Source organism: Brucella sp. IR073 (assembly GCF_049065735.1).
In the GTDB taxonomy this organism is placed as follows: domain Bacteria; phylum Pseudomonadota; class Alphaproteobacteria; order Rhizobiales; family Rhizobiaceae; genus Paramesorhizobium.
In genome coordinates, this window is record NZ_JBAKHD010000006.1 from 187,732 (window position 1) to 204,936 (window position 17,205).

A 17,205-nucleotide genomic window follows, 5' to 3' on the forward strand; every position below is an offset into this window, starting at 1 on the left:
AGCGGTTAGGTCCGGCCTCCTCCGAAGCGTTCCAACAATACCGCCGCGATGAGAAAATCGAGCTCATTGTCGATGTCGATGGAACGCTCTTCCGGCATGATATAGGCGACGGGCCGGTCGCCCAGAACCTTGTCCCGCTGGCGGAACGTTTCTGGGCGCAAGGCATAGCCGGCGCCGTTTACGCGATATAACGGCTCCATATCCTGCGATCGCATATAACCGGCCGGGATCGGCATGAACGGGGAGGCGCGTTGCTGCTCATCGAGCCGGAACAGGTAAGCGGGATGGTCTCGCGCGGGGGAGACGGTAAAGGCACTGTCCGCCCTTTCGTCTTTCATGCGATCGAGCAGCCCGTCGATGTCTTCAGCGGTGCGCAAGGGTGACGTCGGCTGCAACAGCAGAACAACGTCGGGAAGACGGCTTTCATCCTCTTCTATCCAGTTTATAGCGTGCTCAACGACGCCATAGTGGCTCGACCGGTCACCGGCCAGTTCCGTCGGGCGCATGAAGGGCACTTCCGCGCCAGCGCTCCGGGAGACTTCGGCGATTTCCTGATCGTCCGTCGAGACGATCACACGCCTTACATGCTTTGCCTCCAACGCGGCTTTAATCGACCAGGAAATCAGCGGGCGGCCGGCGAGCGGCAGCACATTCTTGCGAGGCAGGCGTTTGGAACCTCCCCTCGCGGTGATCAGCGCAACGCAGTTCATGTCTGTCTTTGTCATCCTAGCGCTCCACGAATCTCCGGCGTCCGATTACACGAACGGCATAAGCGGACGGCGCTGCTCAGATCAAGCGGCCCTTATACCAATGCCCTCGATCTGAAGCGAGACGATTTGCGACCGTATCGACATGCCTATAGAACAGTCTCTTTATGTTAGACGTCTCGGAGATCTAGATGCTGCGCGATTTGAGCGATACCCTTGCTTTCGTGAAAGTGGTGCAGGAGGGAAGCTTCACCGCCGCCGCCCGGGTGCTGAAGACGCCGAAAACAAAGATCAGCAGGAAGGTCCGGGAGCTTGAAGAGCGGCTGGGCGCGCAATTGCTGCACCGGACGACGCGGGCGATCAGGCTCACCGAGGCGGGGACGATCTACTTCCAGCATTGCGAAAAGCTGGTGAAGGATATCGAGGATGCGGAGAACGCCGTCAGTGAAATACAGCAGCATCCGCGCGGCTGGCTAAGGATCGCCGCGCCGCACTGGTTTTCCACGCAGATATTGATGCCGATCCTTTCGGACTTCCGCAAAGCCTATCCCGATGTCTTCCCGCATCTGTTCCTGAGCCATGAGGTGACCGACATCATCGCCAAGGATATCGACGTCGCCTTCCGCATCTGGAACGGAGAGCTGCCGGCCTCCTCCTCGCTGACGGCACGAAGGCTGGGCACCCTGCCGAAAGGAATTTACGCCGCCCCCTCCTATATCGAACGGTGGGGAATGCCGGCCCACCCGTCGGAGCTGGAAAACCACGCCTGTCTGGTCACGCAGATCTATTTCGACCGGCCCATTCCTTCCTGGCCGCTCGGGCGGGATGGATCGCACAGCGATTTTGCGGTCCGTCCCGTAGCGGTTGCCGGCGATCCGGAGAGCCTGCACGGCCTTCTTTTGGCGGGTGACGGACTGCAATTGACGAACCACATGCGCGTCAGGGCCGATGTCGCCGCAGGCAGGCTCATCCGCGTCCTGCCCGAATGGTCCGGCCCTGAATTTACCCTCTATGCGCTGAGGGCTCGCAACCGGGTCCAGCCGCCGAAGCTCAAGGCGTTTCTGGACTTCCTCGCGCCCCGGCTGGATCTGGGAGATAAGGGCACGGATAGCGAATAGGTATGTGGAGTCCTATTCGCTGTCCGTTTCTCACTGGGCAGAATAGTTCACCGGCACCCAATCGTAATTCGTCTCGTCACGGCGCACATGGCCTATGCCGGGAAATGCGATATGCGCGCCGGCCACGAGATATTTTTCCCGGACGGCTTCTTCCAGGGCGACAGCGCGGGTCTCAACCGCCTTTTTCTGATCGACATCGAATTCGATCGCAACACCCGGCTCATCGAACTGCAGCACATCGCCATGGGTGATGTCGCCCCAGAAGACCAGCTTCTTCCCGCCATCCTCGATGACAATGGAGCTATGCCCCGGCGTGTGCCCCGGACGCAGGATGGAGCCGATGCCGGGCAGCACTTCGGCGCTGTCGGCGAAGGTCTCGACCTTGCCGGCGTCGAGATATGGCTGCAAGCTCTCCTTCGCTTCTTTGAAATGTTGGGCCGGTGCGGTGGCGGGCCGCTTTTCTACCGGCGTCTTCAGCCAGAAATCGAGTTCACGCTGGTTCACCCGCAGCGTCGCATTGGTGAAAAGCCGCTTGCCGCCTGCGCTCAGGCCACCGGAATGGTCGGTATGGATATGGGTGAGGATAATGTCATCGATCTGGTCCGGCTGATAACCCGCCGCCCTGAGGTTGGTAAGGAGCTTACCGAGCGTCGGCCCGAGATAGGTCCCGGTGCCCGCATCGATCAGAACCAGCCGGTCGCCGGTGTTCACCAAAAAGGCATTGACCGAGGTCTGCGTCGGCGTCTCCAGAAAGGCCGCGCCGAGCGCCGATTGCGCGTGTTCCCTGGTGGTGTTGGTGTAAAGCTCCGGCAGGACCAGCGGGACGGTTCCGTCCGAAAGCGCTGTCACCTCGAAGCGTCCGAACGGCAGTCGGTAGAAGCCCGGCGCCTGAAATGGCTGGAACGGCGCTTTCGCGAGGGCCGCGCCGGTGCTCCCCAAGCCCGTGCTTGCGACGGCGAGGGCGGCGGCCCCCTGCAAAATAGTTCTTCGCGTGTACATTTTTATCTCCAGGATTTGAATCTCTTCATTCATGGACCTTGGGAGCGTGGCCGGGTCCGCCGTGAAACTTAAGCGGCGGAGACGACGGCGATTAGTAACGGTAACCGGCCTGCATTGTCTCACCAGAAGACACAATGATGCGCCGGAAGGCCGAATGGACCGGCCGCACGAACAGATGCTATGAAACGCTGAATCAGCCGCGCGATCTGGAAGGAACGCCATGACAGAGAAGCCTGCGAGAGAACGCAAACGCGGTTCCGGCGCGCAATATGTCTACGAGATCCTGCGGGAGGAAATTCTCGATCTCGTGCTGGCGCCCGGAAGCCCCATCGATGAAAACCAGCTGGCCGAGCGGCTGGAGATGTCGCGCACACCCATTCGCGAGGCGCTTGTCCGCCTCGCTGGAGAAGGACTGGTGACCTCGCTCCCCAACCGGTCCACCATCGTCGCCAGCATCGATTTCATCAACCTCCATACCTTCTTCGACGCGCTGACGCTCATGTATCGCGTGACGACCCGGCTCGCCGGCGAATATCACACACCCGCCGACCTCGAAATCATCCGCACGCGGCAGGCGGATTTCGCCCGCGCGGTCGAAAGGCAGGACGCGCTCGCAATGATCGCCACGAACCGGGAGTTCCATGCGGCAATCGCCGAGGCGGGCCGTAACCGCTATTTCACCGGCCTCTTCTGCCGCCTCCTCGATGAAGACCAGCGGATCCTGCGGCTTTATTATTCCTCGTTCAATGATCAGTTGCCGAAACGCTATGTCGCCGAGCACGAGCAGATGATTGAGGCGATAGAAGCGCGGGATATCAATGCTTGCGACCGCCTGGCGCTCGCCCATGCCGACCAGATCGTGAGCCAGATTCAGAGCATGGTTTCGCGTGGAGCAACCCGCTCGATCTCGCTGGATTGAGCGCCCCGCGCTCGGGCATTATCTTGTCGACAAATATTATACATGATGTAAGGTGAGCGGACAGGCGGGAGGAGACTCCAGCCCCTACCCTGCAATCATACAATCTATGGAGACCCCCATGGCTCAAATTTTCTCCGGCTGCATCCCCGCGCTGATGACGCCCTGCAAGGAGGACCGCACGCCCGATTATGACGCGCTGGTGAAAAAGGCGCAGGAACTCATCGCCGCCGGCATGTCCGCCGTCGTCTATTGCGGGTCGATGGGCGATTGGCCGCTTCTGACCGATGATCAGCGCATGGAAGGTGTGGAGCGCCTGACGAAGGCCGGCATCCCTGTCATCGTCGGCACGGGCGCGGTCAACACCAGGCAGGCGGTCGCCCATGCGGCCCATGCGCAGAAGGTCGGAGCCAAGGGCCTGATGGTCATCCCCCGCGTGCTGTCGCGCGGCTCGGTCATTTCTGCCCAGAAGGCGCATTTCAAGGCGATCCTGTCGGCGGCGCCGGATCTTCCGGCCGTGATCTACAACAGCCCCTATTACGGCTTCGCCACCCGCGCCGATCTCTTCTTCGCGCTGCGGTCGGAGCACCCCAATCTCGTCGGCTTCAAGGAATTCGGCGGCCCGGCGGATATGCGCTATGCCGCGGAAAACATCACGAGCCGCGATGACGAGGTGACGCTGATGGTCGGCGTCGATACGGCGGTGTTCCACGGCTTCGTCAATTGCGGCGCGACGGGTGCCATCACCGGCATCGGTAATGTCCTGCCGAAGGAAGTGCTGCATCTCTGCGCCCTTTCCAAAGCCGCCGCAAAGGGCGACTTCGAAGCCCGCCGCCTGGCGCTGGAGCTGGAAGCCGCGCTCGCCGTGCTCTCCTCCTTCGACGAAGGGCCGGACCTGGTGCTCTATTTCAAGCACATGATGGTGCTGAAGGGCGACAAGGAATATACGCTGCACTTCAACGAAACGGACGCTTTGAGCGACAGCCAGCGCGGATATGTCGAGCAGCAGTTCAAGCTGTTCAATAAGTGGTACGCCGGCTGGAGCAAGTCGCTGCAACCGGAATATAAGATGGCGGCGTAAACGAGCCGCGCGCCTCCCCTCCCCCTTGCGGGGAGGGTGGCCCGAAGGGTCGGGTGGGGGTGGTGACGTTTGCGCTATTTTCTCCGGCGAAAGCGCCATGCGTCACCATCCCCATCCGCCCGCTAACGCGGGCACCTTCCCCGCAAGGGGGAAGGAGGGGCGATCTTATTATCTCCGCAGCGCCTGCAATTGCTCCATTTCCGCCGCTGAAAGCTCTATCCCCTCTGCCATGGATTTCGCGCGCGCGGCGAAGCGGCGCTGCGACGGCAGGCGGGCGCCCTGCCCTATGATGCCCTCGAACAGGGTTTCCGCGTGGGCGAGCGGGTTGCCCTTCCGCCCGGCGGCGAATTTTTGCGGATCGAAGGCGATGATCAGTTCGCCATGGTTCGGCGCCAGCGTTGTTGTGCCTGAAACTTCCAGCGCTTCCGTGCTCATCCGGTCGCCGATCATAACGGCGGCCAAGAGCTCGATCATGGTGGAAATGGCCGACCCCTTGTGTCCGCCGAAGGGAAGCATCGCGCCCGCGAGCGCCGCCTCCGGATCGGTCGTCGGCTGGCCCTCGCTGTCGAGTGCCCAGCCTTCCGGCAGGGTCTTGCCCGCGCGCCTATGCAACTCTATTTCGCCCCGCGCGGCCACGCTGGTGGCGAAATCGAAGACGTAAGGATGATCATTCTCGCGCGGCCAGCCGAAGGCGAATGGATTCGTTCCCAGAAGCGGCTCACGCCCGCCCGCCGGCGCGACAACGGCATAGCTCGGGCACATGGCGATGCCTGCCAGCCCCTCATCCGCAATCGCCTCCACCTCCGGCCAGAGCGCCGCGAAATGCGTGCAATCATTGATCACCATCGCCGCCAGCCCCAATTCGCGCGTGCGCTTTACCAGGACCGGCAGGGCGAGTTCGAACGCCGCATTGGAAAACGCGCCTTTCGCATCGACCCGGATGATGGCGCTATCGTCCTCAGTTATGACCGGCACCGCATCGGGCACGACCTTCTCGGCCTCGATCGTGCGCACGCAGCCCTCGATCCGGTAAATCCCATGCGATTTGCAGCCGTCGCGCTCCCCGGCGACGATCACGCGCGCGAGCGCGCCAGCCTGCTCTTTACTGCACCCTGCCTTTAGGAAGATTTCTTCCACCAGTCCGGTGAGTTCGGCAACAGAGAGAATGGCGGTGTCGGTCATGATTCCTCGCGTGATTTGCTCAAAAAGAAGGCCGCTCCGGCTTCTCCCGAAGCGGCCTTCTTATATCCCATGTATATCGCAGAGAACTACCTCAAAGCGTCGCGCCGACTTTTCTCAAATCCGCCAATATGGGCGCTTTCGGCAACCAGATCTTGTCGTATTCGGCGATAATCTTGCCCGTATCGGCCACCTGCACGTCCTTGATGGCGATCACCTTGCCGAATTCCTCCAGCCGCTTCGGCTCATTGGCGACGGTTGCGTCGATCTGTTCATCGAGCGCCGCCTTCGTCAAGCGAGAAATCAGCTCGCGGTCGGCCTCGGGCAGCCCCTTCCACACCCGGCCCGACGCGAGCGCCACGCAGGGCATGAAGATGGCGTTCATCTTCAGCATTGTCTTCGACACCTTGTCGAAGCGCTGGTTCCAGGAAAAATCTAGATCCGCTTCAAGCCCGTCCACCTGTCCATTGGACATGGCGTCGAACACCGCCGGCGTCGGGATCGGTGTCGGCGCGGTGCCGAGAAGTTCGTAGAAATCCTTATAGGCCGGCGTTGTATTGATGCGCAGCTTCATACCCTTGAGATCGTCAAGCCCGTTGATTTCCTTCGCCGTAAAGACGACGCGCATGGTGGTGATGCCCCAGGCGAGGCCGATGGTGCCGGTCTCGGCAGGCAGCACGTCGAGCAGCTTCATGGCGATCGGATCGCGCACGAGCTTCGCCACCTTGGCGGTGGAATCCACCACCCAGGGCGCATTGATGGCGGCGATGGACGGAATGCGCGAGCCCAGCTCCGCCGTCATGATCCAGCCGAAATCGAGCGAGCCCGCCTGCATCTGCTGCATCATCGCCGCCTCGGTGCCGAGCTGGTTGGCGGGAAAAACGGCGAGGTCGAGACGGCCATTGGTTTCCGTTTTCAGCGCCTCGCCCACTTTCAGCGCCGCATTGTTCCAGGGATGGCCGGGCGGCGTGGTGATGCCGAGGCGGAAGGTCCGCTTCTCCTGCGCCCGGACGATGGACGGCATGGCGAGAAGCGCGGCGCCGGCGGAGGCGGTGCGGATGAGATTTCTACGGGTTATAGTCATTGGTTTGTCCCTCTGGAGGTTGGTCGGCTTACCCGGCAAAAACGGTTGAAAGTTTCGGGAAGATGGAAAGCAGGACGAGCAGCAGGCACGCGACGAAGAAGAAGGGCAGCGTAACGATGAACATCTTGCCCGGCTTGGCGCCGGTAACGGCGGAAGCGACGAAGAAGCACAGGCCCACCGGCGGCGACAGGAAGCCCAGCACCAGATTGATCACGACCACCACACCGAAATGCACCGGATCGATGCCGTAGATTTCGGTCGCGATGGGCAGCAGGATCGGCACCGTCATGATTAGCCCCGGCGCGCCGTCGATGACTGTGCCGATGACGAGCAGGATGACGTTGACCAGCAGCATGAAGGTGACCGGATCGGATGCGACGGTCTGCACCCATGCCGCCACTTTCTGCGGCACCATCCCATAGACGAGCACCCAGGAGAACACCGCGGCCGCCGCCACGAGGAAGAGCACCACTGCGGAATAGATGCCTGCCTTCAGCAGCATCATCGGCAATTGCTTGTAGGAGAGTTCGCCAATCCAATAGCGCCCGACAAGAAAGGCTGCGACCGCACCCACGGCGGCAGCCTCGGTCGGGTTGGCTATCCCGGCGAGGATGGAGCCGACGATGATGATAGGCACGAGCAGCGTCGGCAGGGCATTAAGAACGATCCGCGCCCTTTCCGCTAGAGTCAGGCTTTCCCCCTTCGGATAGTTGTAGACGAAGCCCATCAGTGCGATCACGACGCAGAACAGGACCGTCAGCAACACGCCGGGCACCAGCCCTGCCATCAGCATGTTCGCCACCGGCACCTGCGCCAGCACGCTATAGACGACGAACATGATCGAAGGCGGAATAATCGGCCCCAGCATCCCCGCATAGGCGGTCAGGCCCGCGGCGAAGGTCTTGTCATAGCCCTTCTTCTCCATCTCCGGCACCATCATCTGCGCCATGATGGCGACCTGCGCCGTGGCGGAGCCGAGAATGGAAGCGACGAACATGTTGGCGAACAGGTTCACATAGGCAAGCCCGCCGCGCAGCGCGCCGATGAAGGCCATGGTCATATCGATGATGCGGCGGGTGATGCCGCCGCCATTCATCACCTCGCCGATCAGCACGAACAGCGGGATCGAGATGAGGCCATAATTGTCGACGCCGCCGAACAATTGCACCGGCATGCTGTCGAACAGCAGCGGATTGCCGCTGTCGAGAATGTAGACCATGCTGACAAGCACAAGGCAGAGGCCGATAGGCACGCCGACCAGCATGAGCAAGATGAAAGCGCCCGTCGTTACCATCAGTTGACCCCTTCCGCGTTGGTGAAGCCCGGATGCGCGCGGGGAGCCGACAGGCCGAGATCCTCCAGGAAATTGGCGAGCGTGTGAACTAGCATCGTCACGGCGAAGATCGGGATGACCAGGCTGACGGCCCATGTGGGCCAGCGCAGCGTCTGCGTCTGCTCCGTGTAGAGGAAGTTGAACGTCGCGCCGGCATAGGCCTTGGCGTCGAAACCGGCGGAGGCGATGCCGACCGGGTCCATCCACCGCCAGCACATGACGGCGAGCGCCAGCGCGAAGACAGCGCCGAAGAGGCTGGCCACGGCGCGCAACCGGCGGGCATTCGCCTCGGAGAGCTTGTCCGAGAGGAGCGTGACCGAAAAATCGAGCCGCAGCCGGGTCAGGGCGGAAGCGCCGATGAAGGCAAGCCAAACCATTGCATAGACGGCGGCCTCGTCCACCCAATAGAGCGGAATCCCGCCATAGCGCGTGGCCACATTGAGCAGGATCAACGCGAGGATCAGCGCCATCAACGCGCCGACCACCACTTTCTCGCAGGCGAGCACAGCCTCGGAAAGGCCGACCACGAAGCGGACAGGCGCTATAGATCGCGCTTCGGTTGAATTTGTTGTTGATTGCATCCCTGTTCCCTAGTTTTTTTATAACGTAGATTTTATACATTTTTGATGTCAAGAGAGTTTTAGCCGCATGCGCTTATCGGACGGGAACTTTCTGAACTCATGCTTTGAGGTTTTCACCGATGCAGCAGACTAAGCCGTCGCTCAAACACCGCACGCTTTCAGGCGCCCTGCTGGAAGAGATCCGGCAAGGCATCCTGTCGGGCCGTTACGAAGCGGGCACGCAGCTGCGCCAGGAGGCGCTGGCCGAGGCCTATGGCGTCAGCCGTATCCCGATCCGCGAGGCGCTGTTCCAACTCGAGGCGGAAGGTTTGGTGAAGATTCTGCCGCAAAAGGGCGTGGTGGTTTCGGAGCTCTCACGTACCGAGATCGATGACGTCTTCGCACTTCGCATCCTCCTGGAGCCACGCCTGCTTGCGGGGTCGGCTCCAAAGCTCAACGAAAGCGATTTCGCGCGCATCGAGGAGCGGCATGAGAATTACATCCGCGCCATTGCAGGCAATGCCGTCGATGATTATGGCAGGCTGAATGCGGAGCTGCACCAGGCGCTTTATATCCGCGCGGACATGCCGCGCACGCAGCAAATCGTCGCCTCTCTCCTCCAGACAAGCAACCGCTACACCCGCATTCAGCTTTCCAATCCGGCGGCGATGCAGCGCGCGATGGAAGAGCACGCCGAGCTTATCCGTCTATGCCGGTCGGGCCGCTTCGACCGCGCCGCACGCTTCCTTGCGGAGCATGTGGCGGCGGTTCGGGATGATCTGCTGAACGTGCTGCAGTTGCCCTGACCGGTTCGACAACTCTTGCAAGAAGGGAGCCCTCTCGGGTTGAGCCGGCCAATTGCGCGCTACGGCTCAAAAAAACCGCAGCGACCAATTCTTGGCCGCTGCGGTTGAGAGCAGACAGTGCTGTATTCAGGAAGCCTTAGAACTTCCCAATCACATTCAGGAACACGCCCCGGTCATCAAGGGTCAGATCCCTCAGATCGTCGGAGAAGACGCCGAAATTATACCCCGCGCCCACCTTGAAGTTCTCGCCGACATGGCGGTAGACGGCGAGGAGCGCGCCATAATCGGTGGTCTTCGCCTCCGGCATATGCAGCACCCGGCCTTCGACCAGCGCATCCCAGTTCTTGACGATATGCAGGTCGGCGCGGACGATGCCGAGATGGGCCGAGGAGGTATACCACTCGGAGAACTCCTCGCGGTCTCCGTCCAGCAGCCTTTCGCGGACCTGGCCGTAGCGCATGCCGTATTTGCCGCCGATGGAGAGCCAGGGCATCAGCTCATAGGTGAAGTCCGCCGACAGGATATGGCTGCGCTGCGCCGGGCCGTATTCATCGCCGGTGATGGCGCTGACCTGGTCCGTTCCGGGCAGATCATAGACCCAGGCATATTTGAACAGCGCGTTCAGCCGGTCATTGTCGACAGGGCGATAGGCATAGCCGATGGAAGCGTCGACATAGTCGCCGTCGTTGAACGAGCTCTCCCCGGATGAATCCGAAAGCACCGTATCGACATTGACGAGCAAGCGCCAATCCTCGCTGGTCTTCCAGGAAAGGCCCGTAGCGAATAGATAGGTGTTGCGGTCGCGGGTGCCGTCGCCGGAATCCTCAATTCGCACCTCGCCGCGCATACGGGCGTTGATGCCGCGCTCCTCGTCCTTGTAGCCGACCGAGAGCGAAACCGCCTTGCGGTCGAAATCGGAATTTTCGGTCGTTGTGGCCGTTCCGTCGGAATTGACGATTGTGGTCGTCGTGTCGTCCTCGACCGTGCCGGCCTCGAAGCCGCCATCGATGGTCCACATCGCATCAGGCGTATAGACGACGCCATAGGTCTTGGTGAGCGAGGTCCTGCGGCCGAAGAGATCGTAATTGTTCTCCGCATAAGCCGACAGAGACTCGTCGAGCTTGCGGCGCATACCGAGGACGAAGGTGCCCTTGTCGGCGCCGTCGAGGTCGTAACTGCGGTCGAGATCGAAGGCGCGGTCGGGGTCGAGCCTGTAGCCGAAATAGTAATTATCGTCGGCTGTGGGCGAATAGTTGATGGCCGCGAGCCCGCCCAGTCCCGAATTGCCATAGGAGATCTCGCCTTCCAGCCCGATCTTTTCAGTCAACTGGAACTTGGTGCCGACGCCAAGCCGGTCATTGCGGCGAACATCGCCATCGCGCGACAGCGTGCCCTGGCCGAAGACGTAATATTTGTGATCGGCATCCGGCGCATATTCCAGCTTGACGCCCGCATCGAGCCTTTCGCCATCATTGCCGCTCTTGCCGGAACGGACCGCGATGGGCGAACGCAGCTCGGTATAGGAAACGCCGAACGACGCTTTCCAATGTTCATCGAACTGCTTGCTGACGGTCGCCTCGCCCTTGCGCTTGGTCCGTCCGCCCGTCTCGTTGCCGTAGAAGTCGAGGTCACGCCCCTCCTTATAGTCGTCATAGGTGAGCTTGAGGTCGGTGTCCTCGGTCAGTTCCAGATCGGCATGGGCGCCCCATATGCGCTCGTCCACGGCGACCTGCTCGGCGAGCGTGGAGAAGCCGGCCTGCTTTTCTCCGTAATAACCGCCGACCGTGCCCTTGATGCCGCTCTTGGTAATATCCTCGAGGTCGATCTGGCCTTTGGTGCGCCAGGCCGTTGCCGCCCGGTCACGCGAGCCGGTGGTGGGATTGTCGTCGATGGTCAAGCCGCCATCGGTGGAGCGCGACAGGCCGAAGCCCGGACCCTTGGAGTGGGAAACCTCCGCTTCGAGGAAGGTCTTTTCCGAATGGCGGATGGTGATGTCGGCGCCCACCGCCTGCTGGTTGGCCTCGCCGGTCGTCTCGTTCATGCCGGTGACGCCGACGCGCACCTTCTCATCGAACCAATGCTGCGCCCGGCCGCCATAGACATAACCGTCGACCTCGCCGGCGGATGGCGTATATTCATATTGGGCGATGAGGTAGATGCGATTGCCGCCGAGCGCGCCCTCGCGGATCGCGCCGCCGGTACCTGACGATGACGACAGGGGCCGCTTCAGAATCACCACGCCCTGCAGGTAATCGAGCGTATAATCCTCGCCATAGACGAGGTTTCTGCGCTCCAGCACCTGTCCGGTCACCTGATCGCGTACCTCCACGGTCAGGGTTTCCGAGCCGGTGGTGATATCCTGCCGCTTCAGGAAATAGGCGGAGCCGCCCGTTCCCAGGAACTCGTCGCGCTGCGGCAGCGTGTCCGGCTGGGCGGCGTAGACATTGACCTCCGTCTGCCGCTCGCCGAACGAGGTCACCGCCTCGGAGCGGTAAACGCCGCTCGCGCCATAGAGCGCGCGCTCGGAATTCATGAATTCCGTGCCCGCGATGGCGGCCTTGTAATTGCCCCACATCACATGGCTGTCACCGCGCTCCAGCCGCACATAGAATTTGCCGTTGGTTGGCGCATCCTCGATGATGGTCGAGTCGTCGCCGTAAACAGGGTAATAGGCATCCGGATCGATGCGGCGAAGGAGGCTGCGCGGGTCGCGGTCGTCGAGGCCGCGGAACATATCCTTGATCTCGCTCTCGCGCGTGTCGGCCGCCGCCGTCAGCAGATATTTGCCCTTGATCTTGCCCTTCACATAGAAGGCGAGTCGCCCCTTGGTGTAGGTCTTGTCATATTCGCCCGGGCGGACTTCCTCGATCTTCGCGTCGCCCATGCGCCTGCCAACGGTCAAGTCCGCAAGGCCGACATAGAACCAGTCATTATCAGGAATGTTAATCTGGCGGCTGAAATCCAGCGCGCTGCCCTTGGCCGAGCCCAGAACCGCGACATCGACATTATGGTCGCCCGGCGGCAGGATGCGCTGCACCACGAAGGACTGGTTCTTGTCGAGCGGCACGATGCCGTCCAGCGCCTTCACCTGATAGCCTTCCGGCACATTGCGGCCATAGACCGTCACCGCGCCGCCGTTCACCTGGATATTGCGCGAGCCGGTATTGTCCTCGCCCATGCCCGGCGCCGGAGCGTCGGTGACCTTGGTGTCTTCCTTCGGCAGTTCCCTCTCGGTGCGGGCGATCGTGCGCGGCAGCGTCTCGTCATACCGGCCCTCGTTATCATAGACGCGCAGGACATATTTGAACCGCGTCTTGTCGTTCTCGGTTTCCGGCATCACCCATTCCGCCTCGCCATTGATGGCGACGGGAATGGTCGCCACCGGGTCGTCCCGCAGTGGCTTGTCCGCCTCGATGATGCGGATTTCCGAGCGCGTAATGAACGCCGGATAGTTCGAGGTCGCAAGGAAGCGCACTGTCTCGCCGGCCTTATAGGCGCGGCGGATCGGCGTGGTCGAAACGTTGAGGATCGGCTTGGCCTCGAGCCCGTCGAACTTCACCTGAATGTCGACGGCGGCAAGGCCGGTATCGGTCCTGCGCTGCTTGTCGGCCTGGGTCTTGCCGGGTTCCGTCTTCTTGCCGGATTCGGCAAGCGTCTCCCCGTCCACGCTGATGGAGAACGAGATTTCGCTTTCCTCGCCTGCGCTTTCCTGCTCGGTGTTGGGCGCGGGTGCGACATTGCTGACCGCGCTGTTATCGAGCGCCTTGCCGCGCAGCGGGTCCTCGGCATGCGCTTCGATGACCGCCGCATGGGCCGCGGCTAGGGCGCAGCCTGCCAGCAGCAGGCTACGCTTTCTCAGGATCACGCGGGCGAAGGTGGATGACGTCACCGTTCTCATTGACCTGCCTCCACACGGGTTTCAATGCTGAGTTCGTACCGGCCCCTGACCGATTTCCATCGTTTGGCGATGTCCTCCTCCAGGGCTTCGATACGCTCGCGGGCAAGGGCCGCATCCGCAGCCGCGCCATAGCTGAGCCGCAGCGTCGACGGCTCGCTTTCGAGCGCCTCGAACAAGCGGTCGAGACCTTTCAGCCACTTCTGCTTCAGGATGGTGGTGCCTGGCTCGAAGGCTGCGTCCGTCAGGTCGAGACGGACCACGCGGCCGATCGAGGCGCCGAAGTTCAGCGTCGACATCTTGCCGGCGGTCAGGCGGATGACGCGCGGGTTTTCCGTCGTCAGCCGGTAACCGGCAGGCAGGGTGCGCGGATCGAGCTTCATGATGAAGTTCGAGCCGATGCGGTTGTCGGGCAGGTCGGCGCAGGCCACATGGAAGCGGCCATGCTTGTCCGTCGTCACCAGCGAGCCGCGGACCGTGGCGATGCGCACGCCCGGCAGGCCCGGCTCACCCTTGTCCTGATAGCCGTTGCGGTTGACGTCATCGAACACCTTGCCGACGATGTCGCCGCAATCGAACACCGGCTCGATCATGATCTCGACATCGGCCCGCGCTTCCGGAGCGAGAGGCTCGCCATCGGGCGTGTGGACAATGGCCTTGTTGGTGTGCTTGCCCGGCCCGGCCGTGCTCAGCGCCAGCATCGAGAGCCGGATCTTCACCACCGCGTTGGGACCGAGTTCCACATCGTCGAAGCGCACCTGCCGGCCCTTGACGATTGGCTTGATCTCAACCGGATCGGTTCGATCAGGCTCCTCGTACCAGATGGTCGCCGACCCCTCGACGTAACGGAAACCCGCCGGGATGGTGTCGGTGACGCTGACGCGGCCCGCATTGCGCGTGGAATGGTTGGTCACCGTGATGGTGAACGGCGCCTTCTCGCCACGCTTGATCTGCCGCAGCCCAGCCTGCTTGATGATCGTGATATCCGACGGTTGAACCGACGGGATCGTCACCTTCGAGGTCGATGTGGTCGAGGGCACCTCACCGCCGCCAACGATGGTTCCCTTGGCGGTCGCCGAGTTTTCTATGCGGCCCTCCACACCGGCGGCGTTGTCGATATCCTCCTGCGTCAGGGCATAGGTCGCAGTGAAGACCTGCGAGCCATGCGCCGGCAGCGTCACGCTTTCCGGCTCGAAGGCGGAAAGCTTGCCCGCGGCCGGCTTGCCGTTGAAGGTCGGGCCTTCATCGACCGGCGAGACATCGGTAATGACCTGATCACCCGTGTTGGTGATGGTGAAGCTGTAGGTGACGGTGTCACCCAGGCTTGCATAGCCATTATTGTCATTGTCGTTGTACTTGCCGGTCTTCACGACCTCGAGCGTGGACGGCTTGGCCGGCGGAATGGCAGCCTCGTCGCGCAAGCTGCGCAACAACCTGCCGTCTGGCAGCGCGCCGATGGCGGTGGCCACATTGACCACAGATCCCGCCTCGATATCCGCCGGAGTCGGCCGATAGCTCGCCTCGAAGGTGAAACTTTCACCCGGCTGGAGCGTCTGCGGTCCCGGCGTGATGGTGATGCCCCTCCCGGCAAGCATCGGGTCATCGACCGTGACGTCGGTCATCGTCACCTTGCCGGCATTCGTCACCTTGAAGGTGTAGTGGATCGTCTCGCCCAGATCGATGAGCTCATTGCCGTTCTGGTCATCGAGCGTCGCCGTCTTTTCGATGATCAGCTCCGTCGACGTATCCGGCGGGACGATCACCGTGTCCGGCGGACTGTCAATCGGGGTGCCGCCATCAGGAGGCGTGCCGGTGCCGGTTGCGGTGTTTTCCACCTTGCCGCCATCGATATCCTCCTGCTTCGCCACATAGGTCGCCGTAAAGACAGCTTCCTCACCCGGCGCGAGCGTCTGCGGTCCCGGCGTTACCTTCAGGCCGTTGCGCGCAAGCATCGGATCGTTGACGGTGACATCGGTCATCGTCACCGCGCCGGTGTTCTTCACCACGAAGGTGTAGACGATCTCCTCGCCCACATCGGCAAGGTCATTGCCATTCGCGTCCTTAAGCTCGCCAGATTTACGGATCTCGAGGCCCGCCGCATCGTTCGGGGGAACCGTGACGGTGTCCGGCGGGCTGTCAATCGGCGTGCCGCCACCCGGAGGTGTACCGATGCCGGTCGCGGTGTTCTCCACCTTGCCGCCGTCGATATCCTCCTGCTTGGCCGTATAGGTCGCCGTGAAGATGGCCTCTGCACCCGGCGCAAGCGTCTGCGGGCCGGGCGTCACCGTCAGGCCATTGCGTGCCAGCATCGGGTCATTGACGGTGACACCTGTCATCGTCACTGCACCGGTGTTCTTCACCACGAAGGTGTAGACGATCTCTTCGCCCACATCGGCAAGATTGTTGCCGTTCGTGTCTTGCAGCTGACCGGACTTGCGCACCGATAGACCCGTCGCCTCGTTCGGCGGCACAACCACTGTCGAGGGCGGGCTGTCGATTGGCGTATTGCCGCCTGGAGGCGTGCCGGTGCCGGTCGCGGTGTTCTCCACCTTGCCGCCGTCGATGTCTTCCTGCTTGGCAGTGTAGGTCGCCGTGAAGATGACTTCTTCGCCTGGGGCGAGCGTCTGCGGACCCGGCGTCACCGTCAGGCCATTGCGCGCAAGCATCGGATCGTTGACGGTTACACCAGACATCGTCACCGCACCGGTGTTCTTCACCACGAAGGTGTAGACGATCTCTTCGCCCGCATCGGCAAGCTTGTTGCCGTTCGTGTCCTTGAGCTGACCCGACTTCCGGATCTCCAGACCCGTCGCCTCGTTCGGCGGCACGACGACTGTCGAGGGCGGACTTTCGATTGGCGTATCACCACCCGGAGGCGTACCGGCGCCGGTCGCGGTGTTTTCCACCTTGCCGCCGTCGATATCCTCCTGCTTGGCCGTATAGGTGGCCGTGAAGATGGCTTCTTGGCCTGGCGCAAGCGTCTGCGGACCCGGCGTCACCGTCAGGTTGTTCCGCGTCAGCATCGGGTCGTTGACGGTGACATTGGTCATCGTCACCGCACCGGTGTTCTTCACCACGAAGGTGTAGATGATCTCTTCACCCGCATCGGCAAGGTTGTTGCCGTTCGTGTCCTTGAGCTGACCCGACTTGCGCAGCGAAAGCCCGGGCGCCTGATCCGGCGGGACCTGCTCGGTATCGGGGTCGCTCTCATAGGACGTGCCCGAGGGCGTCGTCCCCGTCGCCGTCGCGGTGTTGATCACCTTGCCAGCGTCGATCTCCGCCTGCTCCGGCTGATAGCTGCCGGAGAGATGGAAGGTGAAGCTCTCACCCGGCGCCAGCGTCTGCGCAGSCTCGACAATGGTCAGCCCCGCCGCCGCYAGCTTCGGATCGCTGACCGTGACATTGGTCATCGTCACCGTGCCGGTGTTCGTCACCTTGAAGGTGTAGTCCACCGTCTCACCGGGATCGATGACATTGTCGCCGTCCGCGTCGTTGAGCGAGCCGACCTTGTCGATGGTCAGGCGCGG

General features: G+C 62.0%; 12 protein-coding genes. 4 read left to right on the top strand and 8 right to left on the bottom strand.

Annotation, left to right across the window (positions count from 1 at the left end):
- Window positions 1-5 precede the first annotated feature (5 nt).
- The gene (locus ACOWVG_RS15070) at window positions 6-725 is read right to left on the bottom strand and encodes a cytidylyltransferase domain-containing protein (RefSeq protein ID WP_420963070.1); all 720 of its coding nucleotides are present in this window, start codon (window positions 723-725) and stop codon (window positions 6-8) included.
- A 173-nt stretch (window positions 726-898) separates the two neighbouring features.
- Here ACOWVG_RS15070 and ACOWVG_RS15075 point away from each other — a divergent pair, with 173 nt between their 5' ends.
- A complete protein-coding gene (locus ACOWVG_RS15075) occupies window positions 899-1,825 on the top strand; it encodes a LysR substrate-binding domain-containing protein (protein ID WP_420963072.1) in 927 nt (308 codons plus the stop codon).
- A gap of 30 nt (window positions 1,826-1,855) precedes the next feature.
- On the opposite strand, the gene ACOWVG_RS15080 is transcribed toward ACOWVG_RS15075, so the two are convergent.
- Window positions 1,856-2,824 (bottom strand): MBL fold metallo-hydrolase, encoded by a 969-nt coding sequence (locus ACOWVG_RS15080; protein ID WP_420963073.1) that lies wholly within the window; start codon window positions 2,822-2,824, stop codon window positions 1,856-1,858.
- 220 nt (window positions 2,825-3,044) lie between these two features.
- Between ACOWVG_RS15080 and ACOWVG_RS15085 the strand changes: the two genes are divergently transcribed.
- Window positions 3,045-3,743: a GntR family transcriptional regulator gene (locus tag ACOWVG_RS15085; protein ID WP_420963075.1), complete on the top strand. Its 699-nt coding sequence runs from the start codon at window positions 3,045-3,047 to the stop codon at window positions 3,741-3,743.
- Window positions 3,744-3,861: 118 nt separating this feature from the next.
- Window positions 3,862-4,821, top strand: a complete 960-nt coding sequence (locus ACOWVG_RS15090; protein ID WP_420963078.1) for a dihydrodipicolinate synthase family protein — start codon at window positions 3,862-3,864, stop codon at window positions 4,819-4,821.
- Between the two features lie 168 nt (window positions 4,822-4,989).
- Here ACOWVG_RS15090 and ACOWVG_RS15095 read toward each other — a convergent pair whose 3' ends face one another.
- The 4 genes from ACOWVG_RS15095 to ACOWVG_RS15110 all read right to left on the bottom strand — a co-directional run bounded on the left by ACOWVG_RS15095 (window position 4,990) and on the right by ACOWVG_RS15110 (window position 8,998).
- The gene (locus tag ACOWVG_RS15095; protein ID WP_420963080.1) at window positions 4,990-6,003 is read right to left on the bottom strand and encodes an Ldh family oxidoreductase; all 1,014 of its coding nucleotides are present in this window, start codon (window positions 6,001-6,003) and stop codon (window positions 4,990-4,992) included.
- A 91-nt stretch (window positions 6,004-6,094) separates the two neighbouring features.
- On the bottom strand, window positions 6,095-7,084 hold the full coding sequence (locus ACOWVG_RS15100; protein WP_420963082.1) for a TRAP transporter substrate-binding protein: 990 nt from the start codon (window positions 7,082-7,084) through the stop codon (window positions 6,095-6,097).
- Window positions 7,085-7,112: 28 nt separating this feature from the next.
- Window positions 7,113-8,378, bottom strand: a complete 1,266-nt coding sequence (locus tag ACOWVG_RS15105; RefSeq protein ID WP_420963084.1) for a TRAP transporter large permease — start codon at window positions 8,376-8,378, stop codon at window positions 7,113-7,115.
- Entirely contained in the window at window positions 8,378-8,998 is a 621-nt protein-coding gene (locus ACOWVG_RS15110; protein ID WP_420963086.1) for a TRAP transporter small permease, read from the bottom strand. The genes ACOWVG_RS15105 and ACOWVG_RS15110 overlap by 1 nt, the downstream gene beginning before the upstream one ends.
- Before the next feature lie 119 nt (window positions 8,999-9,117).
- On the opposite strand from ACOWVG_RS15110, the gene ACOWVG_RS15115 reads away from it, so the two are divergent.
- Window positions 9,118-9,783, top strand: coding sequence for a GntR family transcriptional regulator (locus ACOWVG_RS15115; protein ID WP_420963088.1), 666 nt, complete (start codon window positions 9,118-9,120; stop codon window positions 9,781-9,783).
- 136 nt (window positions 9,784-9,919) lie between these two features.
- On the opposite strand, the gene ACOWVG_RS15120 is transcribed toward ACOWVG_RS15115, so the two are convergent.
- Together ACOWVG_RS15120 and ACOWVG_RS15125 are read right to left on the bottom strand one after the other, a co-directional pair.
- Entirely contained in the window at window positions 9,920-13,681 is a 3,762-nt protein-coding gene (locus ACOWVG_RS15120) for a TonB-dependent receptor (protein ID WP_420963090.1), read from the bottom strand.
- On the bottom strand, window positions 13,678-17,205 hold a 3,528-nt coding region (locus ACOWVG_RS15125), incomplete at its 5' end, for a DUF7507 domain-containing protein (protein WP_420963092.1). The genes ACOWVG_RS15120 and ACOWVG_RS15125, both read right to left, overlap by 4 nt.